Source organism: Ktedonobacter sp. SOSP1-52, from assembly GCF_016587395.1.
Map to the genome: position 1 here is coordinate 187,759 of NZ_BNJH01000007.1, position 25,219 is coordinate 212,977.

General features: G+C 53.5%; 22 protein-coding genes and 2 pseudogenes. 15 read left to right on the top strand and 9 right to left on the bottom strand.

The features are described from left to right. The first annotated feature begins 139 nt into the window (after positions 1-139). Together JMJ16_RS50310 and JMJ16_RS50315 are read left to right on the top strand one after the other, a co-directional pair. Positions 140-1,666, top strand: coding sequence for an MFS transporter (locus JMJ16_RS50310; protein WP_201393951.1), 1,527 nt, complete (start codon positions 140-142; stop codon positions 1,664-1,666). A gap of 113 nt (positions 1,667-1,779) precedes the next feature. Further along, the gene (locus JMJ16_RS50315; protein ID WP_201393953.1) at positions 1,780-2,460 is read left to right on the top strand and encodes a hypothetical protein; all 681 of its coding nucleotides are present in this window, start codon (positions 1,780-1,782) and stop codon (positions 2,458-2,460) included. Positions 2,461-2,624: 164 nt separating this feature from the next. Here the strand turns inward: JMJ16_RS50315 and JMJ16_RS50320 are convergent. After that, positions 2,625-2,987, bottom strand: a pseudogene (locus tag JMJ16_RS50320) (DDE-type integrase/transposase/recombinase); the annotation flags it as partial. Positions 2,988-3,072: 85 nt separating this feature from the next. Here JMJ16_RS50320 and JMJ16_RS50325 point away from each other — a divergent pair. From JMJ16_RS50325 to JMJ16_RS50340, 5 genes are all read left to right on the top strand, one after another. Next, positions 3,073-3,282: a hypothetical protein gene (locus tag JMJ16_RS50325; protein ID WP_201393955.1), complete on the top strand. Its 210-nt coding sequence runs from the start codon at positions 3,073-3,075 to the stop codon at positions 3,280-3,282. Between the two features lie 77 nt (positions 3,283-3,359). Next, positions 3,360-3,773, top strand: a complete 414-nt coding sequence (locus tag JMJ16_RS50330; protein WP_201393957.1) for a hypothetical protein — start codon at positions 3,360-3,362, stop codon at positions 3,771-3,773. A 13-nt stretch (positions 3,774-3,786) separates the two neighbouring features. Next, on the top strand, positions 3,787-4,287 hold the full coding sequence (locus JMJ16_RS55530; protein WP_236601123.1) for an IS630 family transposase: 501 nt from the start codon (positions 3,787-3,789) through the stop codon (positions 4,285-4,287). Between the two features lie 26 nt (positions 4,288-4,313). Next, positions 4,314-4,793, top strand: coding sequence for a transposase (locus JMJ16_RS55535; protein ID WP_236601122.1), 480 nt, complete (start codon positions 4,314-4,316; stop codon positions 4,791-4,793). Positions 4,794-4,826: 33 nt separating this feature from the next. Then, complete coding sequence (locus JMJ16_RS50340; RefSeq protein ID WP_201393959.1) at positions 4,827-6,056, top strand: alpha/beta hydrolase; 1,230 nt, start codon at positions 4,827-4,829, stop codon at positions 6,054-6,056. A 61-nt stretch (positions 6,057-6,117) separates the two neighbouring features. Here the strand turns inward: JMJ16_RS50340 and JMJ16_RS50345 are convergent, their stop codons facing one another. Both JMJ16_RS50345 and JMJ16_RS50350 read right to left on the bottom strand, forming a co-directional pair. Continuing rightward, positions 6,118-9,375 (bottom strand): AAA family ATPase, encoded by a 3,258-nt coding sequence (locus JMJ16_RS50345; protein ID WP_201393961.1) that lies wholly within the window; start codon positions 9,373-9,375, stop codon positions 6,118-6,120. A gap of 549 nt (positions 9,376-9,924) precedes the next feature. Next, positions 9,925-10,554, bottom strand: a complete 630-nt coding sequence (locus JMJ16_RS50350; RefSeq protein WP_201393963.1) for a transposase — start codon at positions 10,552-10,554, stop codon at positions 9,925-9,927. Here JMJ16_RS50350 and JMJ16_RS50355 point away from each other — a divergent pair. The 3 genes from JMJ16_RS50355 (at position 10,548) to JMJ16_RS50365 (ending at position 13,230) form a co-directional block, all read left to right on the top strand. Beyond that, a complete protein-coding gene (locus JMJ16_RS50355; protein WP_201393965.1) occupies positions 10,548-10,880 on the top strand; it encodes a transposase in 333 nt (110 codons plus the stop codon). The genes JMJ16_RS50350 and JMJ16_RS50355 overlap by 7 nt on opposite strands. Before the next feature lie 207 nt (positions 10,881-11,087). Next, the gene (locus JMJ16_RS50360) at positions 11,088-12,323 is read left to right on the top strand and encodes an IS110 family transposase (RefSeq protein WP_201393967.1); all 1,236 of its coding nucleotides are present in this window, start codon (positions 11,088-11,090) and stop codon (positions 12,321-12,323) included. A 28-nt stretch (positions 12,324-12,351) separates the two neighbouring features. After that, entirely contained in the window at positions 12,352-13,230 is an 879-nt protein-coding gene (locus tag JMJ16_RS50365) for an IS3 family transposase (protein ID WP_201393969.1), read from the top strand. 125 nt (positions 13,231-13,355) lie between these two features. Here JMJ16_RS50365 and JMJ16_RS50370 read toward each other — a convergent pair whose 3' ends face one another. The 4 genes from JMJ16_RS50370 to JMJ16_RS50380 form a co-directional block, all read right to left on the bottom strand. Next, a complete protein-coding gene (locus JMJ16_RS50370; RefSeq protein ID WP_201393971.1) occupies positions 13,356-14,552 on the bottom strand; it encodes an ISL3 family transposase in 1,197 nt (398 codons plus the stop codon). A gap of 461 nt (positions 14,553-15,013) precedes the next feature. After that, on the bottom strand, positions 15,014-15,142 hold the full coding sequence (locus JMJ16_RS56345; RefSeq protein WP_255553332.1) for a hypothetical protein: 129 nt from the start codon (positions 15,140-15,142) through the stop codon (positions 15,014-15,016). A 282-nt stretch (positions 15,143-15,424) separates the two neighbouring features. Continuing rightward, positions 15,425-15,694, bottom strand: a complete 270-nt coding sequence (locus JMJ16_RS50375) for a YciI family protein (RefSeq protein ID WP_201393973.1) — start codon at positions 15,692-15,694, stop codon at positions 15,425-15,427. A 1,081-nt stretch (positions 15,695-16,775) separates the two neighbouring features. Continuing rightward, complete coding sequence (locus JMJ16_RS50380; protein ID WP_201393975.1) at positions 16,776-17,441, bottom strand: ankyrin repeat domain-containing protein; 666 nt, start codon at positions 17,439-17,441, stop codon at positions 16,776-16,778. Positions 17,442-17,503: 62 nt separating this feature from the next. Here JMJ16_RS50380 and JMJ16_RS50385 point away from each other — a divergent pair, with 62 nt between their 5' ends. After that, positions 17,504-17,965 carry a MarR family winged helix-turn-helix transcriptional regulator gene (locus tag JMJ16_RS50385; protein WP_201393984.1) on the top strand — a complete coding sequence of 154 codons (462 nt, stop codon included), beginning with the start codon at positions 17,504-17,506 and terminating at the stop codon, positions 17,963-17,965. 327 nt (positions 17,966-18,292) lie between these two features. On the opposite strand, the gene JMJ16_RS50390 is transcribed toward JMJ16_RS50385, so the two are convergent. Next, the gene (locus tag JMJ16_RS50390) at positions 18,293-19,003 is read right to left on the bottom strand and encodes an IS6 family transposase (protein WP_201393986.1); all 711 of its coding nucleotides are present in this window, start codon (positions 19,001-19,003) and stop codon (positions 18,293-18,295) included. 443 nt (positions 19,004-19,446) lie between these two features. Here JMJ16_RS50390 and JMJ16_RS50395 point away from each other — a divergent pair, with 443 nt between their 5' ends. The 3 genes and pseudogenes from JMJ16_RS50395 to JMJ16_RS50405 form a co-directional block, all read left to right on the top strand. After that, a complete protein-coding gene (locus JMJ16_RS50395; RefSeq protein ID WP_201393988.1) occupies positions 19,447-20,025 on the top strand; it encodes a hypothetical protein in 579 nt (192 codons plus the stop codon). Beyond that, the gene (locus JMJ16_RS50400) at positions 20,018-22,603 is read left to right on the top strand and encodes an APC family permease (protein ID WP_201393990.1); all 2,586 of its coding nucleotides are present in this window, start codon (positions 20,018-20,020) and stop codon (positions 22,601-22,603) included. The genes JMJ16_RS50395 and JMJ16_RS50400 overlap by 8 nt, the downstream gene beginning before the upstream one ends. 280 nt (positions 22,604-22,883) lie before the next feature. Further along, positions 22,884-23,764 (top strand): annotated as a pseudogene (locus tag JMJ16_RS50405) (ISNCY family transposase); the annotation flags it as partial. 102 nt (positions 23,765-23,866) lie between these two features. Here JMJ16_RS50405 and JMJ16_RS50410 read toward each other — a convergent pair. Next, on the bottom strand, positions 23,867-24,631 hold the full coding sequence (locus tag JMJ16_RS50410) for an ISAs1 family transposase (protein WP_307813461.1): 765 nt from the start codon (positions 24,629-24,631) through the stop codon (positions 23,867-23,869). Here JMJ16_RS50410 and JMJ16_RS50415 point away from each other — a divergent pair. After that, positions 24,546-25,214 (top strand): amino acid permease, encoded by a 669-nt coding sequence (locus JMJ16_RS50415; protein ID WP_201393994.1) that lies wholly within the window; start codon positions 24,546-24,548, stop codon positions 25,212-25,214. The two genes, JMJ16_RS50410 and JMJ16_RS50415, sit on opposite strands and share 86 nt — an antisense overlap. Positions 25,215-25,219 lie beyond the last annotated feature (5 nt).

Below are 25,219 nucleotides of genomic sequence, written 5' to 3' on the forward strand. Positions count from 1 at the left end.
GTACACGAATCGTCCATGAGCCTTTTTTTCATCCCTTGCTGTCGCACTTCATATTACAATCCGTCCTATCTTTAAAAATACGTACTGGCAACAGGTCATGTTGTTGCGTATGCACCGTTTGTAATAAAGGAAAAATGCATTGGATACAGCTACCATTCCATCTTCATTAGCACCAGAATATACGACTCATCGTATGCCTCGCCCCATACTTATAAGCATCATGATTGCCTTATTGCTGACCGCGTTCCTGGAAGCGCTAGATAATCTGATTGTGACGCCTGCCCTGCCACGCATTGCCAGCAGCTTACATGGCTTCGATCACTATACCTGGGTCGTGACCGCGTATTTGCTGGCTACGACGGCGGTGGTGCCTCTGGCAGGCAAACTCTCGGATCAGTTGGGGCGCAAACTATTCTTGTTCGGCGGGATAGCCATCTTTCTGCTAGGTTCAGGACTGGCTGGCGCCTCCCAGACAATGAACCAACTGATCCTCTTTAGAGCTATTCAGGGGCTTGGCACCGGGATTGGCATCGGGCTCGTCACTGCTGTCATTGGAGACCTCTTTCCTCCCGAGCAGCGTGCTAGCAAGCAAGGATTGATCGGCATCGTCTTTGGCATTTCTCAATTATGTGGCCCAACGCTGGGTGGCTGGATCACGGATCATGGCCCACTCCTCTCCGGTTTTGTCACCGATGCCACACGCTGGCGCTGGCTGTTTTACCTCAACCTGCCCATTGGCCTGCTCGCACTACTCATACTCGTGATCTTCCTGCCTGCACAGTCAGCCAGGCAGAAGAGCGAACGTATTGTGCTGGCACGTCTTGACTGGTTGGGAGCGGCGCTACTTATGACTGCAACCTGTAGCCTGTTGCTCGGCCTGAACTTTGGCAGCGAACAGCACACCTGGACCTCGCTCCCGGTGCTCACACTGTTGGTGGCCTCAATAGTGCTCTACACAGTCTTGCTGGTAGTCGAGCGCAAGGCCGCCGAACCCGTTCTTCCTCTCGAATTGTTTCGTAAGCCGATCTTTGCCATTGACGCATTCCAGACGTTTGTTCAGGGCATGATCCTGATAGGAGTTTTTATCCCGCTCTCGTTGTTGTTGCAAGATGTACTGGCACTTCCACCAACCAATGCAGGCGCCCTGATTACCGCGCTCTCGATCAGCCTGACCCTTGGAGCAGCGCTCGCCGGAATAAGCATTTCTCTACGCAAACGTTACCAACTGACAGCCATTGTGGGGGCGACCATCATGACGATAGGACTTTTCCTCCTCACACGCACAACACAGCAGAGTAGTCTTGTGTTGATCGGATTTGCCCTGGTCCTGGTCGGACTCGGCGCAGGTTCCTTCTTTACCATCCAGATGGTGGTGGCACAAAACGCTGTCCCGCAAACACAGCTAGGCACAGGAACCAGCGTTATTCGTTACCTCGCTCAACTGGGTATGACGCTGGGAGCGGCCCTGATGGGAATCGTTGTCAATGGGGCTCTCACGGGAGAAACTGGCACAAGCCTTGCAAACACCTCTGCCATACCGGCGCTCTCCGGAGCCCTCCAGAACGGCTTCCTGGTAGTGTTAACACTCAGCGTGCTGCTTCTCCTAACCAGCTTCTTTCTGAAGAACGCACCCGCGACGCAGTCGTCTCCGCATGGTGTGCAATAGGAGATGTGTACGCTGCCGCCTGAGATGATTGTTAGTAGCAGCGCGCACATCTCCTCCTGCCGCAAAAACGCGCTTGAGAGGGCAAAGAGAAAGCTCTCTCAAGCGCTCAAGCCATGTGGAACTATGAATGGATAAGGAATTCCAACATGTCACAAAGCGATTCGACGACTTCAAAGCCTACAACTCCGCAGCTTGATCTGGAAGAACAATCCAGACAGAGCATGCAGGCCGTCGGCAAGCTGATAGAAGAAATCACTCCCTGGTTATTTGAATTTGGCAGTTGGATCTTTGGTGGTTTGATTGCTTTTATTCTACTTATCATCCCGGCCCTGATTACAGTTGGACCCACACACCCTACTATCCTGGTTTCTATCACCACTTTTGCCTGCGCCCTCCCTTTAAACGTGGCTGGACTCTTCTTGCTGAAGCTGGTTCAAGATATGAAGAGCGCTGGCCTCGATGAACAGGCGCTCCATGCTTTCCAGGATAGCGGATTTCCCATTGAGGCATATTTTCCTCAAGAGGGAGAAGCTCTACACAGGAAAAGAAAAGATATAACGCTCCGCTATTCGGTAGGGATACTTGTGCTGGGTGTTTTATTGACCCTAGCTGGCATGATTGCAGCGCTTTGGTATATGGCATGGTGGGTAGGAGTCATCTTCCTCACCATGGTTCTTGTTAGCCAGGTCCTGGTCGTCATCGTCTTTGCCCACACATTACCTCCCGAATCGGAAAAGGAGAAAGAGCAAAAAAGATACTACAAAGAGTACCGGTCACGACAGAGGAAAGGCTAGCGAAGGTGTAAATATCAACATTATTCTGCTGGCGACATTTGTATAGACAGCCTACAAATAGATCATTAACAATACACCTCACTTGATTCTTGTTGTATACAAGGTTGTGTTGCAAGAAATAGAAAGAAAACACCATGAGCAGAGAATGCCTTCGCTTGTTCAGTTTAGGCAATCACTCCAAACAACTGGGCAACCAAGGCAACCTGGCTTCTCACATCTCCTTTGGCCACGCCTTGGAGTTGTCCTTTTCTGATCATGTTCATGGACTCGAATCCTTGGAGGGTTTGCCATGCGGTCTTGAAGGAGAAGAAGCTCATCCCCGGTTTCGTCAACCGTTTGAGAAAGCGATGATCTTGTTCGATCAGATTGTTGAGATACTTCACTTGTCGCAGTTCACAGTTTTCGGGAATGTTTCCTTCCGTTTTTAACTCAACGAAGGCTTTGGGATAGGCTGCATGTTTGTCCACATTGATCACACGCGGCTCTGGAGTATGAGAGAAGGAACGTTTGAGGAACGCTGCATCCTTTATACTCTCTTCAAGATCAATAACAGCATGATCCCTGCAAAACAAGCAAGCGTTCTGCGGGAGTGCTACAAGAGAGGATAAGAGCATGGATATATCGAACACACGATCTCGTTCCCATTTGTTTACCGTGCGCGTATGGGAAGAGGAGATCGAGCCAGGTGTGTCCGAGTTGCGGGGCAAGGTCCAGTTGCTCATCAGTGGAGAAGTGCGGTACTTTCGCGGATGGGCTGCACTGGTGCCTCTGCTTGTCGCTCTGTTGTTGGAGTTGGATTCCCAATCGGAACCAAACCAGTAACATTTTGCCAGTCATCCTAGCGAAAAAAAGATATATATATCTAAACGTGTATATCTATAGAAAAGGAATGAACAACTATGAGTACGGATACAGTAGAAACGGAAACCGTAGACGAAAATAAAGCCCAAACTCAGATAAGCCTGCTAACTGCACATCGTCTCAAACGTGGAGCACTCCTCTATTGGGCGGTATTGCTCACTATGAGCGCAGCCATCATGCATAGTGTCGCTGTACTGAACCAGCTACCGCCGTCCGCGCTGCTCGCGGTTCTCCTGATTGGTTTTACTCTCTTTCAGGCTGTTGTCTCCATTGCTGTCGTAGCAGCCCCAGCGCGTCGTTTCCTGTTCGTTGCGGGGATAGTTGAAGCAGTTGGGCTGCTGATCTGGCTGCTCGCGCACATCTTTGGGCTGCCTGATGGCTTCGCCATATGGCGTCCAGAAACGCTGGGTGTGCCGGATCTACTGACGTCGACGGAAGCAAGTAAACTGTGATAGAATCGGCAGCATGGGAGCACCAAAGAAAGCCGATTGGCGAGAAGAACGACGCAAACAAGCATGGAAACTGAAGCAACAAGGATGGCAACAAAAGGATATAGCCAAAGCACTAGGGGTAAGTAAGGGAGCCGTGAGCCAATGGATGAAACAAGCAAGAGAAGGCGGCATAGAAGCACTCAAAGCACATCCTCCTAAAGGCGTGAAGCCAAAACTGTCAATTGAGCAACAAGCGCAGATTCCTGGCTTGTTGGTGGAGGGGGCAGAAGCCTATGGATTTCGGGGAGATGTCTGGACAGGGAAGCGGATCGCGGAAGTGATCTATCGCAGCTTTGGTGTCCGTTACCATCCCGATCACGCCGGACGACTGTTACGAGAAGCTGGTTGGAGTCCTCAACAGCCAATCGAACGGGCGACGCAACGGAATGAAGAAGCTATCAAGCAGTGGTATGAAGATCGTTGGCCAGCGATTAAAAAAAAGCCGAAAACGAGAAATACACCATCCTCTGGGTAGATGAGGCTGGGTTCTATCTGCTGCCAATGGCGGTTCGTACTTGGGCTCCGCGCAGGCAAACGCCTCTTCTGCGCGTGAAACTGACACGGGATCACCTCTCCGCGATCAGTGGGATTACCCTGGATGGGCGGCTTTTCATGCAAGTGCGCCAGACCTCCTATGATGCGGAGGCAGTGGTCGGATTTCTGAAAGTGCTGTTGCGTAAGATCAGCGGCAAGGTCCTGATCATCTGGGATGGCTCTCCCATCCATCGCAACCATGAGATCAAGACCTTTCTCAAAACGAAGATGGGCAAACGACTGCATTTGGAGCAACTTCCAGGCTACGCTCCCGACCTCAACCCAGATGAGGGCATCTGGCAGTATCTCAAGCGCGTCGAGATGGGCAATCTCTGTTGTCGGGACCTCGATCACTTGTATCAAGAGCTGCTTCGAGCAAAAGAGCGATTACGTCACAAACGCGACATTATTCGTAGTTGTTCACTGCAATGCGGCTACTCAGTTTAGTTTCTTATCACGATGTCAGTATACATCCCCTTTGTGGAAGGAATCTCAGCCGTCTTTTTCCTCTGTCTTAGTGGACGCACCTGGAACGCGGCATCCAGAGCATGGCGTCTCAGTTTTACCTGGCTGCCTCGCCTGCTTCTCCTTGGCTTGCTGATATGGGGAGTGCTGAAATCCGTCGCTATTGTCGTCTTCTTCCTGGTTCCCGGCGTGTTTTCAAGCTTGCAGTATTTCTTCCTGCCCGTCGTTGGGTTGCTGGCTGTATTCATGATCCTGCGTCTGGTTATTCGACCTCTGCGGATGAAGACGCCGGGGGCGTGGCGCACGACTTCTCTCGTGCTTCCCGCGTTGTTCGTGCTTGGCTTCCTGACCTGGGGTGGGGGCGTAAGCGCCATCGATACAGCGTGGCTCTCCACATCCACGTCAGTCAGTGTGCCTGCCGGTCAGACCGCGACTCGGATGTACTGCAATAGTCGTGTGAATGGTAGTCCGCTTGCCATGGACATTTCCGAACCCTCAGTTCAAGCGCCTCGTCCCGCGCCAATGGTCTTCTACATTCACGGCGGCGAAACGCTTGTCGGTTCGCGCCTCCTGCGAGATGGGACTTCGGATGGGATGTACTTTGATCAGCTGCGCGCGGATCTGCTCAATCGCGGCTTCATCGTTGGCTCAATTGATTATAGCCTTGTCCCGGTCGCTAACGCGGGAGAGCAGGTCAGGGAAGCTAAGTGTGCCGTGCGCTTCTTGCGTGCCCATGCGAGTGATCTGGGCCTCGATCCGCGACGCATCGGCGTTTATGGCCCCAGCCAGGGTGGGTATATTAGTGCCATGCTGGGAACAGTTGGTCCTGAGATGGGCCTTGATGCAGGTCAATACCTGAATCAATCGAGCAGTGTGCAGGCAGTTGTCGATATGTGGGGACCCGCCGATCTGTCAGATTTCAGCGGTTCGCCGTGGTGGGTCTCTCTCCTCAAAGGGAATGGCACGAAAGCGCAGTTTTTAGCCTCCAGCCCGGTCAGCCACGTTGCGCACGGTGATCCGCCTTTCCTGATTATGCACGGAGCCGACGATTGGTTTATCGCGCCTCATCACTCTCAGGATCTGGCAAAGCGGCTACGTGCGGCTGGTGTCTCTGTGACGCTGGTGATGATCCAACACGATGGCCATGGCCTGGATATGCCTAGTGCCGGGCAAGTTGGGCAGCCCAGCCCCAGCGCGCTTATCCAGATGATCGCCGATTTCTTCAGCAGAACTCTCTCAGCTTGATAACGAAAGAAGTCTTGCGGCGACAAAAGCAGGCCTTTGCTTTTGTCGCCGCAAGACTTCTTTAGAAATAGCCCATCTGCTCAGCAAGAGGACGCGCCTGCAGGAGGAGAGTGTGAGCCATCGCTTCTTCTCCTGCATCCCATGCGTGCAATACCGCTTCGAGGAGCGTGTCCAATGGTTCACGAGGGGGCTGCTGTGTGGGATCGAAGAGCAGGCGCACGTTGTTGATAGCTGCGGAGGTTTGTTCTTGAGCCAGAGCCACGCCTATCAGCGGCCACCTGCCTGTCCAGAGGAACGGGTTTGGCCTGATCTGCAGGGAACGCTCTCCTTGCAATGATTCGCGGCCATAGGTCTCAGCTAGAGCCAAATTGCCTTCGCGCCAGGCGACCCAGGCAGCGTGTCCTAAGAGAATGCGATTATGTGGCGCGATGCCTATAGACCGGGCTTGAGTGAGCACGCGGCGCAACTGCTCCACCTGGCCGCGCTGCCTGAAGACAAAGGGCAAAAACGTCAGGCAATTGGTTTGCGCCCAGGCATTTCCTGTACGTTCTCCCAAACGTAATGCCTGCCATAGCAATTCCTCAGCCTCATCGAACTGAGCCGCGCACACGAGGCCGATGGCAAGTATGGCAAGGTCCGTGGCTCGCTGAGCCTCGTTGTCTGTTGGTCCCATGGTGGCTATGGTCGCGCGCCAGGTAGCTACCCTTTCAGCAGGAATCACATAGCGATCTCGCAAAGCATTGTGTACTCCTACTGCCTGTGTGAGCAGCTTGCGTTGTTCCTGTGTCCCATACTGTTCAACAATGGGCCGGGCTTTTTCAATGGCTATGGCCATATCGTCCACAGAGCCTTTCCCTTGCCATAATCGAGCAAATTGTAGCGCTATCCATTCATCGCGCCAGTCCAGGTTTGCTGTGTCTGTCATCTGTGTTAAGATGCGTTCCGCTTCTTCAAACTCCTTGCGCCCATGCAGATAGGAGGGATCGTGACGCTCGGTGGAAATAGACATCCAGGTGGTGGCTCTTTTCCAGTACAGACGTGCTCGCCAGAGATGTGCGTCTGGTGGGATACTGTTCATAGCATGCTGATACGCCTGTCTCGCCTCCTCACAGGAGCCAACTTCCATAGAAACGTCTCCAAGCAAGCTGTAGACCTGGGCTGCCGTCTCCCATGGGATATTCCCTGGCGTTTCAAGAAGCCGGGCCGCCCGCGCAAATGCGCGTTTTGCCTCCACGTGTGCGTAGATGCGGAGCGCCGCTTTCCCGGCCTGTTGATATGCTGCAATGGCCTGTTTGGGAAGGTTCGCGTGCTCGTAGTGAGTGGCGATTTGTCCACTAACAGTCTCCTGATCGGCTATATACAGGGTTTTGAATGCCTCCGCGACAGAACGGTGGAGCAAACAGCGGGATGCAGAACTGAGCGATGTATAGACCTGTTCTCGCAGCTTGTCATGACTAAAGTCATAGGCCTCAGCCGTTCCCGTGCCTTGCTCGCGCACGATGCGTCGCTGCCACAATTCATCCAGTCCCCGCACCACTGCGTCTTCACTGTGTTTGCTCGCTTGTACGAGGACGGAAAACGCGAACTCGCGCCCGATGACAGCGGCCACGTTTGCCACTTCCTGAGCCAGCGGAGAGAGTTGCGCGAGCCGCGTCGCAAGCACGCTTTGCATGACTGGCGGAAGTGTTGAGGCTGATTGCGAGAGCAGTGGCAGCGGGCGACCTGGAAGATGTTGCTCTGTCTTCTGCTGTGTCAATGTGCATGCTCGTACCATCTCGACCAGAAACAGTGGGTTGCCCTCTGTCTCGTGATATATAGTATTGCTCATTGCTGAATCGAGCTGACTTCCTAGCATATGCTCAGCCAGGATTGTTGCGTCTGCCTCTGTAAGTGGTCCGAGTGGAATCTCCGTTATCAAGTCGTCACGCTGCAATGTGCTCAGGAAGGTAGCCAGGGGATGCCCAGGAACCATCTCCTCCGCCCGTACAGTTCCGATGAGCAGGAAGCGTGTTCCTGTGTCAAAATGCAAGAGAAAATGTAACCATTCCAGTGTCTCGTTGTCGCACCATTGTAGATCATCAAGCAGGAGGAGAAATGGTTGACGAGCGGAGAATACAGCACGTGCCAGTGCTGCGAAGAAGCGCTGGCGTTGCCATCCTTCAGTCATCGCAGCAGGAACGGATAGGCGTGCATGTGCGGTAAGCACTTCTGGTACCAGCCGTGCTATTTCCGTGAGTGAGATCGAATCGAGAGTGGTAAAACCTGTTTGGAGCGCAGCCGCGCGTAGCCAACTGGTGACAGGAGCATAAGCCAGTGACCCGGGCAAGGCGTAGCAACGCGCGCTCGCCGTTGCCATGCCCTGACGACTCACCCACGCTTCCATTTCCTCGGCCAGCCGTGTCTTGCCAATGCCAGCCTCACCTGTGAGTATCACAAAGCGTTGGTGTCCCGCGGTAACCTTACGCCATGCCTCCTGGATTTGCCGCCATTCCGCTTTTCGACCGAGCAACGGTACTGCTGTTCCGCGTGTTGTGAGTGAGTTCGCCGGCGAATCAGGAGCACTATCCGATTGTAAGAGCGCTTCGTAAACCGCCCGTGTGGCCTGACTCGGCTCCACTCCTAGTTCGCGTTCCAGGAGTGTGACACAGGTATGGTAGATGCGCAGTGCTGTAGCTCGATCGCCACGCAAAGCCAACAAACGCATGAGTTGGCGATACGTCGCTTCACGCAGGACATCCTGGCGAAGAAGCTGTTGCGCTACTGTGATCGCGGCGTCATAGTCACGGTCCTCTTCCAGAAGCGCACTCAAGCGTTCTGCAGCCTGAAGAAACATCTGGCGTAAACGATCTCGTTCAGGTAAAATCCATTCATCATAACAATTGGGCAACAGATCCCCACGGTACACGCGTAACACTACCTCTAAAGCCTCTCGCAGCGCTGACATATTCTGGGTACGCCGCGCTTGTTCAGCCTGGGCCAGAGCCTGCTCAATCTCCAGGACATCAAGGGTCCAGGAGACATCGGCCTGCAGAGGTCGCCACTGTATGTTCTGTTTGCCTATAGAGAGGAGCAGATCGACATCCGGGAATGTTTGCCGCAAATGATAGAGGAGCTTACGCAGATTGGTATACGCTTGCCCCTCTGTTGAATCGGGCCATAGCAGGAAAGCCAGGTGCGAGCGGCTTTGAGGTGTATTTCTATGCAAAGCAAGATACACAAGCAAAGATTGTAGGTGGGGAATAGTGCTCGTAGTCACAGGGGTATCGTCAGCCATCAGCAGAAAGTCACCCAAGAAAGAGATATGGAAGGTCGGGTGCATCAAAGATCTCCCTTGGTAGACTGTCTTTTTGTGGAATCTTGCGTGCTATAGTGCCGCGCAAATGCTTCAGCAGTAGTATATCATATCCATCATCAAAAATGTTTTGCAGGTTTTCCTGTGGCAGGGCTTGTGAATTATTGCTGAGAGGATCTCTTTGGAAGCTATTGTCAACTTCATGGAAATTGTAGAGCTTATAGAAGAGAAACAGACCTCAAAGTGGGGATTGCGCCCTTTTTCTTGCCTTAGTTGCTAGAGCATTCTGGCTGATGTGGCATCGAAGTAGTGAAAGCTCATCAACAAAAATGCTTAAGTTGACAATACAGCACAAAGGGCACGTAGCCTCAGGCGCAATCGTCTGAACTACCATCGTGATCATGGTGCCTTCGTGGTAAATGGCACGAAGAGTGAGCACTTTTTAGGGGTCTTGGTCACTTTCGGTGGAAAAGCTCAACAGATCCCAAGTGAAACCGATCCATCCACGTTCGCGACTTGTGACCATAGTTGCTCCACACAATGCGCAAGATCTGTTCAGGACGAAGAGTGAGCTATTCACTCAAGATTCGAACAGACCCAGGTACATGAAGCCAGTGCTTTCTCATCGTGTGAGCGGAAAGCGCGTATGAATTTGCCAGCGCTGATAACGAAAGTGCTCACTGTTGGCCAAAAACTCTGGGTCAATGGCAGTAAAGCTCGCTTGCTTTCACTAACCGAGCCTGTAAGAGGGCAGGACTTGCACGCCCGTAGCTTTTGCCTTTTGAAGACTTTGAGCCGATTCACCTGCCCCTCAACTTGCCCTTGACTGCTGGTAAACAGCAACGCATTTTCGACGGCTTCCCAATCCAGACGCAGCCGCTGGACAAACCGCATGAGTTCAGGAATCTGGCTGGTCTCAGCTTCATATGCCCATGAGGGCAAAGCAGTCTCGTCACGCTCAGTGAGGATCTGGCGAAACCGGCGTACCAACGCATACGCACGAGCAATGACCTGGATCTGCTCCAGAACCCCCTGCACAAAGCGTTGCTCCTCAGCTGTTGGTTTCTCTTTGAACAGAAGCCAGAGTGTTTGGATGGCGAGAATACGATGGATATTGTTGCACTTCTTTTGAGCCTTCCCCGATTTGATAGAGTCCCCAAAGCTGAGATATACTCTAGCAAATCGGGAAAGGGATGAGCATGGCAAAGGTCCAAAAAGTTTACACGCGAGAATTCAAAGAGCAGGCGGTGCAGCTGGCCCAGACCAGCGGCAAGCCGATTGCACAGGTAGCCAGAGAGCTGGGCATCTCAGACACGTCCATTCACCAATGGCGCAAGGAACTGGCTCAGCATGGCAAAGAAGCCTTTCCAGGCAGCGGACACCAAACGTCATTAGAGGAGGAAAATCGCCGCCTCAAACGCGAACTCGAAAGAGTCCAGCAGGAGCGCGACATCTTAAAAAAAGTTGTGGGCATCTTTTCACGGGAAGTGAGATGGCGCTGCTCGCCAGAGAGGGGCATGAAAATGGGATAGAATAAGGGTGGAGAAGCGTGTGAGATCAGATTTGGTAATGGTGCCCTCAGCCCGAACGGGAAGTTGATCGATGGTGCGCGTCCAGCAGAGATGAATGTTGTCACTGCCACGAGCAGGGAGCGCGAGTAGGAAACTTGTCAGTTTTTTGCGCACCTCATGCTGATCCCAGAACATACAAGCACTTCTGCTATCCCAAAGGAGTTTGCCATGCAAGTGATCTACCAGCGCTGCTGTGGACTAGATGTCCATAAAAAAACGGTCGTCGCGACGGTCTTGATTACCTCCCCTGATGGAACAATAGAGAAGAAGACGCGAACGTTCTCCACTATGACAACCGGTTTACTGGCCCTGTGTGATTGGGTAGACTCCTATGGAGTCAGCCATCTGGCGATGGAATCCACGGGCATTTATTGGAGACCGGTTTATCACCTGTTGGAAGAGGGGCACACGATCCTTCTGGTCAACGCGCAGCATATGAAGGCCGTGCCTGGACACAAGACGGATGTCAAGGATAGCGAGTGGCTGGCTGACTTGCTGCGACACGGATTACTCAAGGCTTCTTTTATCCCTCCTCAACCCATCCGGCAGTTACGTGAACTGACACGCTACCGCAAGACGCTCATCCAGGAACGAGCGCAGGAGGTGAATCGGCTTCAGAAGGTGTTGGAGACTGCCAATATTAAGCTGGCAGCAGTCGCGACTGATGTGATGGGCAAAAGTGGGAGGGACATGCTCGATGCTCTGATTGCAGGGACGACTGATGCTGAAGTCCTTGCCGAGTTGGCGAGAGGGAGAGTGCGCAATAAGCTACCCCAGTTGCAACAGGCGCTGGATGGGCGTGTAGAGAGGCACCATCGCCTCTTGCTGCGGCTCATCTTGGAGCACATTGACTTTTTGGAGCACACCCTGGCGCAGTTGCAACTGGAGCTGGAGGAACAGTTGCGTCCCTTTGAGGACGCCATGCAGTTGCTTATGAGTATCCCTGGTATCCAGGCGCTTGCAGCAGCAGCTATTCTGGCAGAAATTGGGATTGACATGTCGCGCTTTCCTTCAGCCAAGCACTTAGCGTCCTGGGCTGGTCTGTGCCCAGGCAATCGACAGCGTGGAGGAAAACGTCTGAGTGGCTCCACGACACAAGGCAACCCCTATCTGCGGGCCATCCTGGCTGAGGTGGTTTGGGCGATCTCCCACACGAAAAACAACTATCTCTCGGCTCAGTATCATCGTCTCGCTCGTCGCTTAGGCAAGAAGAAAGCCGTGGTCGCGGTGAGCCACAGCGTGTTGGTTATCATCTATCATGTCTTGCAGTCTAAGATGCCTTACACCGATCTGGGAGCTGATTATTTCGAGAAACTCGATGCGTCACGGATTGAGCGACAACATGTTCGTCGCTTGGAGCAATTAGGCTATACCGTCACCCTGACGCCAAAGGAGGTGGCGTAGTCTCTGGAGGATTTTCGTAGGAATCCAAGTGAAATATCAGTTTATCGAACAACACAAGCAGGAATTTCCCATTGTCGTCATGTGCCGAGTGCTTGATGTCTCGGAAAGTAGCTTTTACGCTTGGCGAAAGCGTCCCACCTGTCAACGCAAACGGGAAGATGCCCAACTCACAGAAGAGATTCGACAGGAATTTTACGCTCATTGTGGTAGATACGGCAGCCCACGCCTGCATGCCGAGTTGCGCGATCAGGGACGCAGCATCTCCCGTAAACGGGTGGCCAGACTGATGCATGAGGCAGGATTGTGTGCCAAACGCAAACGGCGTCGTGTGCTTACCACACGCCGGGACACCACTCATCCTGTGGCTCCTAATACCTTAAACCGGGATTTTACGGCACCAGAACCCAATAAAAAATGGGTAAGCGACATCACGTCTATCCCTACCGCACAAGGATGGCTCTACCTTGCGGTCATCTTGGATCTCTATTCACGAATCGTGGTGGGATGGTCGATGTCGGCGAGCTGTGATGAAGATCTGGTGGAGCATGCACTCGATATGGCTCTCACTCGCCGCCGCCCCAAGAGTGGACTCCTGCATCATAGTGATCGAGGGAGCCAATATACTTCGCGAGCGTATCGTCTCATTTTAGAACAATCTGGGATCATGGTAAGTATGTCACGGAAAGGCAATTGCTGGGATAATGCAGCGATGGAGAGTTTTTTCGGTTCATTGAAAGAGGAATGTGTAGGCAGCACCATCTATACATCTCATGAGAAAGCGCGTCTGGCGCTCTTCACCTACCTGGAGGTGTATTACAATCGCATTCGCCGCCATTCGACGCTTGGATACGTGAGTCCACTTGTCTATGAACAGAGGGCTCTGCAACAGGCAAAGAAAAACGTTTGACGTAGAACGTTTATTTCTCTATACTAAGAATAGTAACGTTACATTACGTTACGTAACGTTACGTAGAAACGGCAGACATTCTCCTCGGCTCCAACTTGGAGAGACTCTACGAAAACGGGGCAAGCTCATTTCGCACGAGCCAGGCTGGCTGTTGGTCCATGTGTGCGCCAGGGTTGAAGAGCAACATACACCTCTGTGAGTCCCGCGGGGTAGCCTTGCGCCCGGATTTCTTCGAACAAGATGCGACCATTGTGTTCCCCTTGCTCCCACCTCTGCTGCAAATAGTCCAGATACGGCTCGATCACGCGTCCGCGAGGAGGATGAGACGCCCGTTCAGGAAACTGCCCAGCTTTGAGATAGATCGCCACTATCTGCCGATGCAATCCGGTTTCCTGCGCAATCGCCCGCTGTGACCAGCCTTGCGCTTTGAGCTGAATCACCTGCTCATATCGGGCGTACCGACGAGCCCGTCGCTCACTTCGTTGTCGTTCAGGTGCCAAGGGCTTTGGGAGTGGTGCAGGATGGGTTTCCCGATGATCAGCACGCAGACTTGCCACAACTCGGCGGATTGCTGCCTGCTCCCTCGTCAGGAGCGTTTCCAGACACGTCATCGCATTCATATGCAAATGGAAGCGATCCGCAATGTGCAGCGCATGAGGAGCTCCGCGCCGGATCGCATCAGCAAAGCTGGGACTGCGGTCGCACGTGACGATCTGCACACTGGGATGGTGGCGAAACCAGGTGGCCACCGTTTCCTCTTCGCAGTCGGCTAAGAGCGCTAACAGCCGATGCGTTTCCAGATCCACCAGAATCGTGCCATAGCGACGTCTTTTGGCCCAGGCAAAATCGTCAACGCCCACGACTCGAGGAGCACCTTCAGGGCTGGTGGCCTGGCGAATGAGGCAGCGAAGCAAGGTGGAGCGACTCATGGGAAGGTGCATCTGGGCAGCAAGACATGCACCAGCCTGACCACCAGCGACGGCTCCCAAGCTGCACAGGAGATGGGTCACCGCTTGCGTGCGGCGCTGATAGCGGTTGACAAGCGCGGAGAGGTCCTCTCGAAACGTCTTGCGAGGACAGGTGGGATTGAGGCAACGAAAACGTCGAGCTCGGATGAAGAAAATCACTGTCCGGCCCGAACAAGGAAGACTGCGGATACGGCGAGTGTACCAACCGTGTCCCGCTTGCGAGCCGGTCTGACAGGTGGGACACTGATCACTTTCGCGGGTCGAAACAAGCATGATGAGAATCTGCTGTTCTTCCTGCTGGATTGAGTCTATCTTTAGATGGGGAAGAGGTGGGAGAAGATCTGTCCAGGCCATATGAAGCACTCCTGTGCTGAATGAACAAAGAGTCGATGGATGGACGTACTGTAGCACCTCTGATTCGGGGGAACAAGTAAGGAAGCTCTCTGGCATGGAACGCAGACTTATTGATGGGATTTTCCACCGAAAGTGACCAAGACCCCTTTTTAGCGCGAAGGGTGGGATTTTGGTGTGAAGGGTGAGTAGCTCATCTATCTCTATTCGATAAAATGACCTCAAAAGCCCTTTCGTCATTTTCATTTTTGTAAATTCACTGGCAGCAATTGCTTGAATTGTAGACAGAAAACTGGATCTTTCAGCCCGCAACTGGACCCAAAACGGGCAGCCTCGCCGGATCTGGCTCAACTCTTTGTATGCAGAGACGCGCAAAGGCAGCAAAACGAAAACTGAATTTACAGAAACGATAGAGAACGATCCGCTGCTGAAGCGGTTTCTCCCTTAGCCAATTGATGAGTTGCTCACCCTTCGTGCCGATTGATCATGCTTCGTGCTGAAACCTGATCACTCTTGGCCCAAATTACCACTTCGGCTTCTATCTGGAGCAAATGTAAGTTTGTCGGGTCGGGAAGTAGTGTCTGGTCTGCCATCGTGCGTCTCCTTCCATCAGTTCCACATCATCTGAGCAGAACCAGTGTAGAATCGACTTCCTTCGATGGCTATGAAATTTTCATTAAAACTAAGCAATCAATCGGTGTTTTTCATCGAAAGTGCGGGAGATCCACCCCTATGTACATAGGTGATTCGCTTTCTTTGGACGAAAAAAGTCAAACTCTCCCGCTCGTTGAGCTTGAGAAAGCTCTTCTTCTGCTTGTTTTCATCGAAGAGAGAGGAATCACATATGCGTATAAGGTGTTGATGAGGTTTGGTACTTAGGAAAGCATGTTATCGCCCCACTCCTTGATCTGATACTCCCCCACGACGCCTTCCAAGAAGAACGGATCCGACTTGGCGAAGGCCTCGGCCGCGGCCCGGCTGCGGAAGAGCGCCATATTTCCGCCTCCCGGGTCGGTGAAAGGACCTACTCCCACCACCTCGCCGCGGGTAAGAAACTGATCCAGGAATGCCTTGTGGCGAGGATAGATGGCCATGATCTCGTCGCGAGCCTTTCCTGCGCTGCTGCCAATCACTGCAAACAACATTTTTTCACCTCTTTTCAACAAACTTTTCTGCTTTTTTTGTTGTAAATCCTGTTTAATTGTACATTGCCAAGTTCATTTGTCCCACATCGGCGCATAATTTGCCGTTTTTGGGCATGAATAGCAGCGATTTATCCCTGAGCGTTGCCACAATTCTTTGTCGAAAGGACGATTGCCACATACTAGTTGCCGGCAGGATTCTCTCAATGATTTCAACTCCGAGCAGTTTTTATGACCGTAAAATAGGTTCTTGCAGCTGTCTTTTCATGGCAACGCGGCAGGTGTATCTGGCAATTGATCCTGACAAATGGTTTGTCGAATAAACCTGCTGTAGACCATAGCTGAATGGCAGCGTTGATAGACCGGCAAAGCATGCATTTTTCCATTCTGGACTGCTTCCATGCCCTACTCTGGCAGACGGCAATGACAATCTGACAAATTAATGCAACATGTTTTCCCTTCCCCTCTTTTTGCCATAGATGCATTTATTGTATTTGAAAGTGTATCCAGCCTGTTGAAAAAGCCTCCAATGGATGAGCATATCCTACGATATCACTACCATTTATGCTCGAATTGTGTGCTCCAAGGGTAAAATGATGAGATTATCTAGACTTTTTCAACAGGCTGCGTATCCTTTTTGACAGAAGGCATGGAAGCATTTTACTGATCAGATATTTGATCACTGTCAATCGAGAGAAATGACAGCATCGCGCTCTTTTTACTCCTTGCGTTGCATTCTCCCTGCATAACAGTGGCTCGAATACAGTGACTCCCTGCAGATGTCTCTCAACGAGCCATCCTCGAATAGCCATTGAGTACCTAATGACAAGTTATTGATTATCAAAAACCTATCGTTAGCACTCAAAGTATGCTATTCTAAAGTGTTGAAAAATGTAGTATGTTGTGGTAGTAATTCTCACAACCTTCTGGCCCACGCTATGGGAAGTGGAACATTGTAAGCGGACCAGGGAACTTTGGCGAGTAGCTGGTCCGTCACAACAACCTCAAGCCGTCCACCTCGGGCGGCTTTAATAAGTATAGGGGCAAACATACTTAGAACGCAACTTTTATAAACTCTCAGATATTACGCCATCTTGCCACGCAGTGTTGCTGCTAGATCAGCATGGCCAGCGGTTGCCGCGAAATTTGCCGCAGTTCTCCCATCGTCTGTAGCTAGCATAGGATCAGCTCCGCGCGCCAGCAAATCACCCACCAGCGCGGTGTCGCCATTTTGGGCGGCCTCCATAAGTGGGGTCTCACCATTCTCCTGCCGGGCGTTGACATTGGCTCCATGAGCGAGGAGCAATTGAATGACGGCATTGTGGCGATGTGCGGCAGCGCTGTGGAGCGGCGTGACTTGCTGTTCATTGCGAGCAACGGCATCAACCTCTGCTCCAGCCTCCAGCAAAGAAGATGCCAGATCGGTGCTACCATTAAAAAAGGCCACATAGTGCAAAGCCGTAAAACCATCACGTGAATACGCTCGCGCCAGCGAAGGATTATCGGCCAACAGGGCGCGCAAGCGACTAAGGTCACCCATTGCTGCCATATCATGAATATCAAGCTGCGGATTGGCGGCTAACAGCGTTGGCAGCAGGTCCGTTTGGCCTGTATAATGTGCCCAGAGCACAGCAGATATTCCTTGCGGCGACCGGACATTTACCAGCGCGGGCTGTTCCGCGAGAAGGGTGGTGAGCTGCACGCTATCGCCCGTTCTGATAACTGTGAAAAGATCTTGAGAGAGAGACATTACGTATCCTTTTTGTAAAAACACTTAGCAATGCTAACTAATCTCTTATGGTAGAATAGCACATGATGGATCAACAGTCAAATCCCCCTGAGAACAACGCGATTGACATCGCTAACCGCCTTCATTCTGTGGCGATTCACCTGCTCCGGCGCGTCCGTCAGGAAGATCCGCTGACAGGGTTAAGTCCAGCGCGCCTCTCAGCGCTCTCGGTCGTCGGTTTTGGCGGACCCTGTACCATCAGCGATCTAGCCGAAGCGGAACAGGTCGCGGTGCCAACCATCAGTAGGATCGTTGCAGCTCTGGTATCGGAGGGATTGGTTGAACGCCAGACAGACACGCGTGATCGACGCACTATTCATCTGATGGCCACACCAAAGGGCATGCAGGTCTTGCGTGAGGGACAGCTCCGACGAAGTGTCCAACTGGGGAATCTGCTCGCGCAACTCACGCCCGCCGAACAAGAAACAATTGAGCAGGCCATTGCCTCAATGGAGCGTATGTTGCGCGGGGCAAGCGAGGAATAACATCTCCTCTGTAAAGCATTGATATTACACAACAAGAGGGTATTTCCGAATGTGGCAGAGTAAGGTAAACTTATCCCAAAGGATGTGTCAGAACTGAGAATAAGACTCCAAGCAGCGTTCCTCCAAGGTGTGAGAGACTGATCATCTCACAAATAATTTCAGGAGGCATGCCCATGAATTGCCCGTCCTGCTTGTCAGCGACTACCAAGGAACCGCAGAAATCTCCTCCTCAAAATGAAAAATGTCTTGCAGGTATTCGATAAGTGGCTGTGTTGCAAAGATTTACGAGGGAAGACAATGGGCGTGAAGTCTTATTTCTTGTTGCGCTTAGGCAACCAGTCCAAACAGGCTGGCAATGAAGGAAATCTGTCCAGGAATGTTCCCTTTTTCCACCCCATGCATCTGTCCCTTGCGAATCATATGCATACTCTCGTATCCCTGTAAGGTATGCCATGCCGTTTCAAAAGACAAGAAGCCCAATCCCGGTTTCACCAGCCGTTTGATGAACCGGTGATCTTGTTCAATCAGGTTGTTGAGATACTTGCTCTGCCGCAGTTCACAAGGACCTGCAAGGGTCCCCGCTGCTTTCAATTCGTTGAAGGCTTTGGGAGAGGCCGCGTTTTTGTCAACGGTGATGACGCGGGGAGTTCCCGTATAGGAGGCTCCGAGCGCTTTCGTGAAAAAGCTCTTGGCGGCTGGTGCATCGCGGGTAACACTCAGATGGAACTCCAGCGTCTTTCCCTGAGAATCCACCGCGCGGTACAGGTACATCCAAATACCTTTGACCTTCACATACGTCTCATCTACCCGCCAGGAATCATTGCTGGATTTGAGATGAGGCCGACAGCGCTTCTCCAGTTCGGGAGCGTAGCGCTGCACCCACCGATAGATCGTGGTGTGGTCCACCTGGAGACCCCGCTCCCGCATCATCTCCTCCAGATCCCGATAGCTTAACGCGTATCGTAAATACCAGCGGACGCAAAGCAAAATAATCTCCGCCTCAAAGTGACGCCATTTGAAGGGCTGCTGTTCTGCCATGGTAGACGCTCTTGTGTTCTTTTTCCCACCATTCTGACAGATCAGCTTTCTTTTTGCAACACAGCCGCAGTTTGCATGAGCACATATCATCGATAGAAAGTGTTTTCTCTCCTGCTGGAGCAGCGTTAAAGCACCATTTGTCGCTTTCTTGATCTTTCTTTGAGACAAATCTGACTTCCTCGCTCCTTTTCTTGAGCGTATCTTGATTTCCTCGCTCCTTTTCTTGAGCGCATCTTGACTTCCTCTCTGGTAGTATAGCGGTGAGGAAGACGTTGGCCTTTGGACGTTCAAGCAGACTTTGGCTGCTCTCGCGGGCTCCATGTCGGCGTGGAGTACGTTTCGTCGATGCCTCCCACAATGGAGAGAGAAAGGATGAAGCCCCAATCGATGCAAGAACACCCCCACCCACCCGTTTGCTGCTTCCTTTCACCCACGGGGTTGAGATGGAGGCACTGGGCGCTGCCATCTCGCTGGCGGAAGCATGTCACGCGACACTCGTGGCGCTGGCCCTCCTGCGTGTCAAAGGAAAGCGCAGCCGACAGGGACCACGCCTGGAAGACGTCATGGAAGCAAACAATTTTCTGGAAGCGGTGCGCTGGAAAGCTGCGCGTGCTGGAGTGTCCACCGAGGGCTTCCAGGTCTTGACAGCAGAGGTAGGGCAGAGCCTCGACGTACTCATCAAGCAGTTTTCCTGCAGCGGGATAGTGCTCCTTGTCCGCGAGGGGCAGGGTATCCTGTTGAGCACAGATGACATCGTCGGCTGTCTTCACCTGGGGCACTGCACCAGCTATCTTGTTCAGCTCCCGGCGAAGCGCCGTCCCCAGCTCAATTCCCTGTTCAAGCGGCTCTTCTCGTTCGCCTCCGGGCCGCGCCGGCGATCAGGCTCACCCTCTGGAGAGCCTACCACCTCTCCCTTGGCTTCGCGATCCCAGGAGCCAGGGCATGATGAGACTCAAGAGGAAGAAGCAATTGGACAGGCAGAAGACGTGGCTGAAGATGAAAGGATGCAAAGCCATGACTGATAAAGATAATGGACCTGTGGAGCAGGAACCGGATCGATTAGGTGACGCAAGGCGTGCCTTCCTCGACACGCAACAGAGGGTTCCCGACGAGGAGGATCCCTCGCTACTCGTCCGATTTGAAGAAATCAGGGGCAGCAAACTAGGAGACGTGCGCTTGCGCCGCGTGCTTCCCGCGCACCCGAAGTTGCGGCAAGTGGTGTCAGGCGTACTGGAGGCGACAAAGGAGGCGGATGCTCCGCAGACGAGATGGGAGCGCGTGACAACGACGCTCAAGCGCTCCCTGATCGGCACGCCCCTTTCCACCGTGCGCCTGGAACACGAGCGACTCACCAAGTTCAAGGCACTGGCTGTGCTCTCCTCCGATGTGATCTCTTCGGTTGCGTACGCGACCGAAGCCATTCTCATTACGCTGGTGGCGTCTGGTTCCCAGAATCTCTGGCTGACGCTCTTTATCGGCCTGGCCATCGTCGCGCTGCTGGCGATCGTGACGCTCTCCTACCGCCAGACGATTCCCGCCTATCCCAATGGCGGTGGCTCCTACATCGTGGCCCATGAGAACCTCGGCGTGCTCCCAGGACTCACCGCCGCCGCTTCTCTCATGGTTGACTATGTGCTCACCGTCTCCGTCAGTGTGGCCGCTGGCGTGCAAGCGCTGGCGACCCTCTCCCCTTCTCTGGCGCCCTTTGTGGTGCCAATCGATGTGGCACTGGTTGTCCTGATTACGGTGGTCAACCTGCGAGGTGTCCGCGAATCAGCGACGATCTTCGCCCTGCCCACCTATCTTTTCGTCGGCAGCGCCGTGCTGCTCATTGTCGTTGGCTTGCTCAAGGTGTTCCTGTTTGCTCACCACCCCCTCTTCGGCAACTTTCCACCTGTCGCCGCTGCCGAGCCGCTCAGCCTCTTCCTCATCCTGCGTTCCTTCTCTTCTGGCTGTGCAGCCATCACCGGGACCGAGGCGATTTCCAATGGCATCCCGGCCTTCAAAAAACCGGAGGCGCGCAACGCTGCTATCACGCTCACCTGGATGGCCATCATCATCAGTACGCTCTTTGTGGGCATCACCATTTTGGCTCTGGGCTATGGCACCCTGGCCAATCCGGCTGGCAATCCAACCGTCATTGGCCAGATTGCCCAGCTCGTCTTCACCGGCCCCCTCTTCTTTATGTATCCCGTGTTCCAGATCGCGACCCTCTTCATTCTGACGCTGGCCGCCAACACGAGCTACTCCGATTTTCCACGCCTCTCTCAGTTGCTCGCACGCGATCATTTCCTGCCACACCAGTTTGCTTTCCGGGGTGATCGCCTGGCCTTCTCTACGGGCATCATCTTCCTGGCCTGTCTTTCCATCCTGCTCCTTATCCTCTTCCAGGGCGTGACCACCGCACTGATCAACCTATATGCGGTCGGCGTGTTCTTCTCGTTTACCCTCTCGCAGGCCGGGATGGTCCGGCACTGGTGGAAACTGCGCGCCACCCACCGCGGGTGGCTGCGCAGCATGCTCATTAACGGTCTTGGCGCGAACGCAACGCTCGTCGTGGCGCTGGTCATCGCCTCGACCAAATTTGCTGAGGGGGCCTGGATCGTCGTGCTCCTGATTCCATTGCTGGTCGTGGTGTTCCTGGCTATCAGGCGCCACTACCTGCAAGTGGAGCGCGAACGCACGACAATCGTTCCTCTCACTTCCAAAGAGGTGCACCATCGTCTGGTCGTTCCCCTGGCCGAGTTGAACCAAGCGGCCTCTCAGAGTCTGGCCTATGCCCGCTCGATCTCCTCGCAGGTAGTCGCCGTCCATGTAAACCGGAACCCGGCTCAGGCTACTGCCCTGCGAACGGCCTGGGAGAGGTGGCAGGCAGAACTGCCAAAGGAGGAGCAGATGCCGTTGGAGATGATCGAACCAGGACAGCGTTCCCTGGTCCGCTGTCTGCTCGACTTCCTGGCAGCCGAGCGGCAGAGCCACGCTGATGACACCCTAACGGTTATCTTGCCTGAAATGGCTGAGCGTTCAGCCCTCAGACAGTACCTGGCACATCCCAGAACCTTCTGGTTGAAGTGGGCGCTCTTCTTCCATCCGGATATCGTGGTGACCAATATTTCCTGGGTGGCTTCGCATCTCCCGCGACCGACTCGCGCCATCCGTCACCGCTTCATCGTTCCCATCGCCGAACTTGACCGTGCCTCGGTTCAAAGCCTGGCCTATGGGCGTTCCATCTCTCCTCATGTAGTAGCCGCCCATGTCGCGATAGATCCTCACGATGTCGAAGTTGTGCGGGCAAAGTGGAAGAAGATCCACCACCCTGGGACTCCAGAGGATGAGATGAAGCTGGTCATCATCGAGTCGCCCTACCGCTCACTCATTGGCCCACTGCTGGCCTACATAGACACCATGCAGGATCTGCATCCTGACCAGACACTCACGGTCCTGCTGCCCGAGTTTGTGGTGGCCCACTGGTGGGAATATCCCTTGCATAACCACACGGCGTGGCGCTTGAAAATGGCCTTGTTGGCTCGTCCAGGCATCGTGGTCACCAACATTCCCCAGCAGCTGTCGCACCGTGCTCCCCGGCCTCCGGCAGCTTAGAGGGAACGCCCATAATGGCTCTGTAGGTCTCATTGCCCGACCCGCAGGAAGCGGTTCTGGGGAGAAGAGCGTGGGGTAAAGGCTCGAACCCACAATGTCCTCAGCCCTGGTGGAGACGCTCAGGGAATGACGCACTCTAGTGTGCGAGCCTTGGGCTGCGAGAACAGAAGCCAGTAGGAGATTCTCCATGGCAAGAAAGTAAGCACGTCCGCAAGCTTCTCGACAGGTGGTGCTGGCACCCTTTCAGATCACCTGTTGGGAATGTGGTAATCGAATGCGTATGGGCCATCACAGTCACCGAACGGTGACAACTTTACAAGGGGTCACGCGTCTTATCCTCAAAGCGTATCGATGCCGGAACGCCACATGTGCGCGTTTCCACCAGCCAACGCGACCAGAGGAAGAAGGCGGATGGGCATTGCCGCACGGAGAGTTCGGCCTGGATATGATTGCCCTGGTGGGGACGCTCCGCTATCAGCAGCAGCGCAGTATCCCACAGATTCATGAGGAATTGCTCCAACGAGGTCTCGTGCTAGCCCAGCGCACAGTGACCGATCAGCTTTATCGTTCTGAAGAACTACTGACGTTGCACCTGGCCAACCACAAGCGGTTGCGCGGGCGGCTTAAAGACCTGAAGCAGGTCATCCTGGCGCTCGACGGGTTGCAGCCAGATGTCGGACACGAGGTGTTGTGGGTGCTGCGCGACTGCTGTTCAGGAGAGGTGTTGGTGGCGCGGAGTCTGTTGAGAGCCACAGAGAAAGATCTGGTTCCGCTGCTTGTGGAAGCAGCGAGTGTGTGCCAGCAGCTCAACATCCCTATTGCAGGTGTGATCACCGATGGGCAACGTTCCATCCGCAATGCGGTGGCGAGCGTATTGCTGGGTATTCCCCATCAACTCTGTCATTTTCATTACCTGCGTGAGGCCGCCAAACCGATTGCTGCCGCAGACCTGCATGCGAAAAAAGAACTCAAAAACAGGTACGCGGAGTCCGTCCGATTGAACGGGTCCTGGAGGGGCGCACGGATGAGGAGGCCGAGGCAGTGCGCGGCTACTGCCTGGCAGTCAGGAGCGCTCTCACCAATGATGGGAAACCACCACTGGATGCCGATGGCTTGAAGCTCAAAGAGCGTCTTCAAGACATCTCCGACTCGATTGCGCGGGTCGTTATAATTGGGCCGCTGCGAAAAAGCCGTGAGACTGCTCGCCGCCTGCTCTACGGCAGGGCTTTCTGCTCTACGGCAGGGCTTTTCGGTTTACCTGTCCTACCGCGATAACCTGCCACACAGGAGTTGCAAGGCCTCGTGAGGTTGGGCACAAAAATGACGCATGGCAGAAGCCGCATTGTTGACCTGTAACCAATCCATCAAGGCAAGCACCCCTCCATTGAGAGCTGCCAAGGCTGCTGGAGCATCGGCTAGACGCACTTGACACGCGTCTTCGCCCATCGTGACATCACACCGATAATGCAGGCAATTTTCGATGTGCCAATGGGCTTGTTGGAGCTGAAGCAGACGAGCCGCATTGGCCTTACTTGGCGGCAAGTTCGTCAGACCGTAGACCACTTCCTCTCGGGTTTTTCCTTCCTTGAGCGTGGTGCTGTGCCTCCGCAAGCGGAAGACTTGGGCGATTCCTGTCCATTGCTGCTCGAACCAAGCATTCATTTGGGTGCTGCTCCAGAGCTCTCTCCTGTCCAGACGCCCATGTCCCTTTTGCGTGGTTGTGGCATACTGCCATTCATGCCATCGCGCATCTTTCTCCTCGAAGAAGTCCCTGAGATCTTCATACAACTGGGGCTGATTGTTCTTGGCAAGCAGCAGATAGTACCCTCCATAGCTCTGCACATACGTACACCACTTCTTTTGCGTATGCATGGCATCTGCACTGAGGATGCGGACGCGTGACCGGAGCGGGATGCTTTGAAACAGAAGGAGCATGTTACCCGTGACACACGAAATGACAACGACTCCAACGTCTGCACCGACGCATGAAATAACGACGGGGCACAAGCAACATTTGCTTGGTCCCATCCTTTGCTGGGCCGTCGTCTTTGCCGATATTGGCACATCCATTTATTATGTTCCGGGAATTCTCTACGGAACCGTCCAGGGCTTAGCAGGCTTTTTTGTGTCGCTGACATTGCTTGTATTTATTTTGCTCACCTTCAAATATACAGAAGTAACCCATCGTTTCCCTCAAGGAGGAGGCGTGGTCACCGTCGCTGCCCAGGCCATCAATCCCTGGCTGGGAGCTCTGGGCGGCATGTGTATTCTTGTCGACTATTTTCTCACGGCAGCCATTAGTTCCCTCTCGGGTATTCAATATCTCAGCGTTGTGCTGCCCTCGTTAGGGACTATGCTCATGATCCCAGGAGTGGGGCCCATCCAGGCTACCATCTTGGCCATCACGATTGCGATCCTTGTCCTCCTGGGTCTGTTAAACTGGATTGGGATTCAAGAGAGCGCAAAGGTGAGCCTCGTTGCGGCTCTGAACCATGCTCTCCACGATGTTACAACCAGCAGCCGCCCAGGACCCAGTTCTGTCAACGCAGCTTATCTCGCTCCTGGGAGGCAAATGGGGGGAGGCCACTTCTGCAGACTGAATTCGCCTTAAGTGCG

What these genes read in the sequence shown, in the direction of transcription:
- JMJ16_RS55535 (WP_236601122.1), top strand. Translation starts at nt 4,314, where the DNA reads ATGGCGGTTCGTACTTGGGCTCCGCGCAGGCAAACGCCTCTTCTGCGC.
- JMJ16_RS50355 (WP_201393965.1), top strand. Translation starts at nt 10,548, where the DNA reads ATGGCAAAGGTCCAAAAAGTTTACACGCGAGAATTCAAAGAGCAGGCG.
- JMJ16_RS50330 (WP_201393957.1), top strand. Translation starts at nt 3,360, where the DNA reads ATGAGTACGGATACAGTAGAAACGGAAACCGTAGACGAAAATAAAGCC.
- JMJ16_RS50400 (WP_201393990.1), top strand. Translation starts at nt 20,018, where the DNA reads ATGACTGATAAAGATAATGGACCTGTGGAGCAGGAACCGGATCGATTA.
- JMJ16_RS50380 (WP_201393975.1), bottom strand. Translation starts at nt 17,441, where the DNA reads ATGTCTCTCTCTCAAGATCTTTTCACAGTTATCAGAACGGGCGATAGC.
- JMJ16_RS50410 (WP_307813461.1), bottom strand. Translation starts at nt 24,631, where the DNA reads ATGGGACCAAGCAAATGTTGCTTGTGCCCCGTCGTTATTTCATGCGTC.
- JMJ16_RS56345 (WP_255553332.1), bottom strand. Translation starts at nt 15,142, where the DNA reads ATGGCAGACCAGACACTACTTCCCGACCCGACAAACTTACATTTGCTC.
- JMJ16_RS55530 (WP_236601123.1), top strand. Translation starts at nt 3,787, where the DNA reads ATGGGAGCACCAAAGAAAGCCGATTGGCGAGAAGAACGACGCAAACAA.
- JMJ16_RS50375 (WP_201393973.1), bottom strand. Translation starts at nt 15,694, where the DNA reads ATGTTGTTTGCAGTGATTGGCAGCAGCGCAGGAAAGGCTCGCGACGAG.
- JMJ16_RS50395 (WP_201393988.1), top strand. Translation starts at nt 19,447, where the DNA reads ATGGAGGCACTGGGCGCTGCCATCTCGCTGGCGGAAGCATGTCACGCG.
- JMJ16_RS50360 (WP_201393967.1), top strand. Translation starts at nt 11,088, where the DNA reads ATGCAAGTGATCTACCAGCGCTGCTGTGGACTAGATGTCCATAAAAAA.
- JMJ16_RS50370 (WP_201393971.1), bottom strand. Translation starts at nt 14,552, where the DNA reads ATGGCCTGGACAGATCTTCTCCCACCTCTTCCCCATCTAAAGATAGAC.
- JMJ16_RS50345 (WP_201393961.1), bottom strand. Translation starts at nt 9,375, where the DNA reads ATGCACCCGACCTTCCATATCTCTTTCTTGGGTGACTTTCTGCTGATG.
- JMJ16_RS50325 (WP_201393955.1), top strand. Translation starts at nt 3,073, where the DNA reads ATGGATATATCGAACACACGATCTCGTTCCCATTTGTTTACCGTGCGC.
- JMJ16_RS50385 (WP_201393984.1), top strand. Translation starts at nt 17,504, where the DNA reads ATGATGGATCAACAGTCAAATCCCCCTGAGAACAACGCGATTGACATC.
- JMJ16_RS50390 (WP_201393986.1), bottom strand. Translation starts at nt 19,003, where the DNA reads ATGGCAGAACAGCAGCCCTTCAAATGGCGTCACTTTGAGGCGGAGATT.
- JMJ16_RS50315 (WP_201393953.1), top strand. Translation starts at nt 1,780, where the DNA reads ATGTGGAACTATGAATGGATAAGGAATTCCAACATGTCACAAAGCGAT.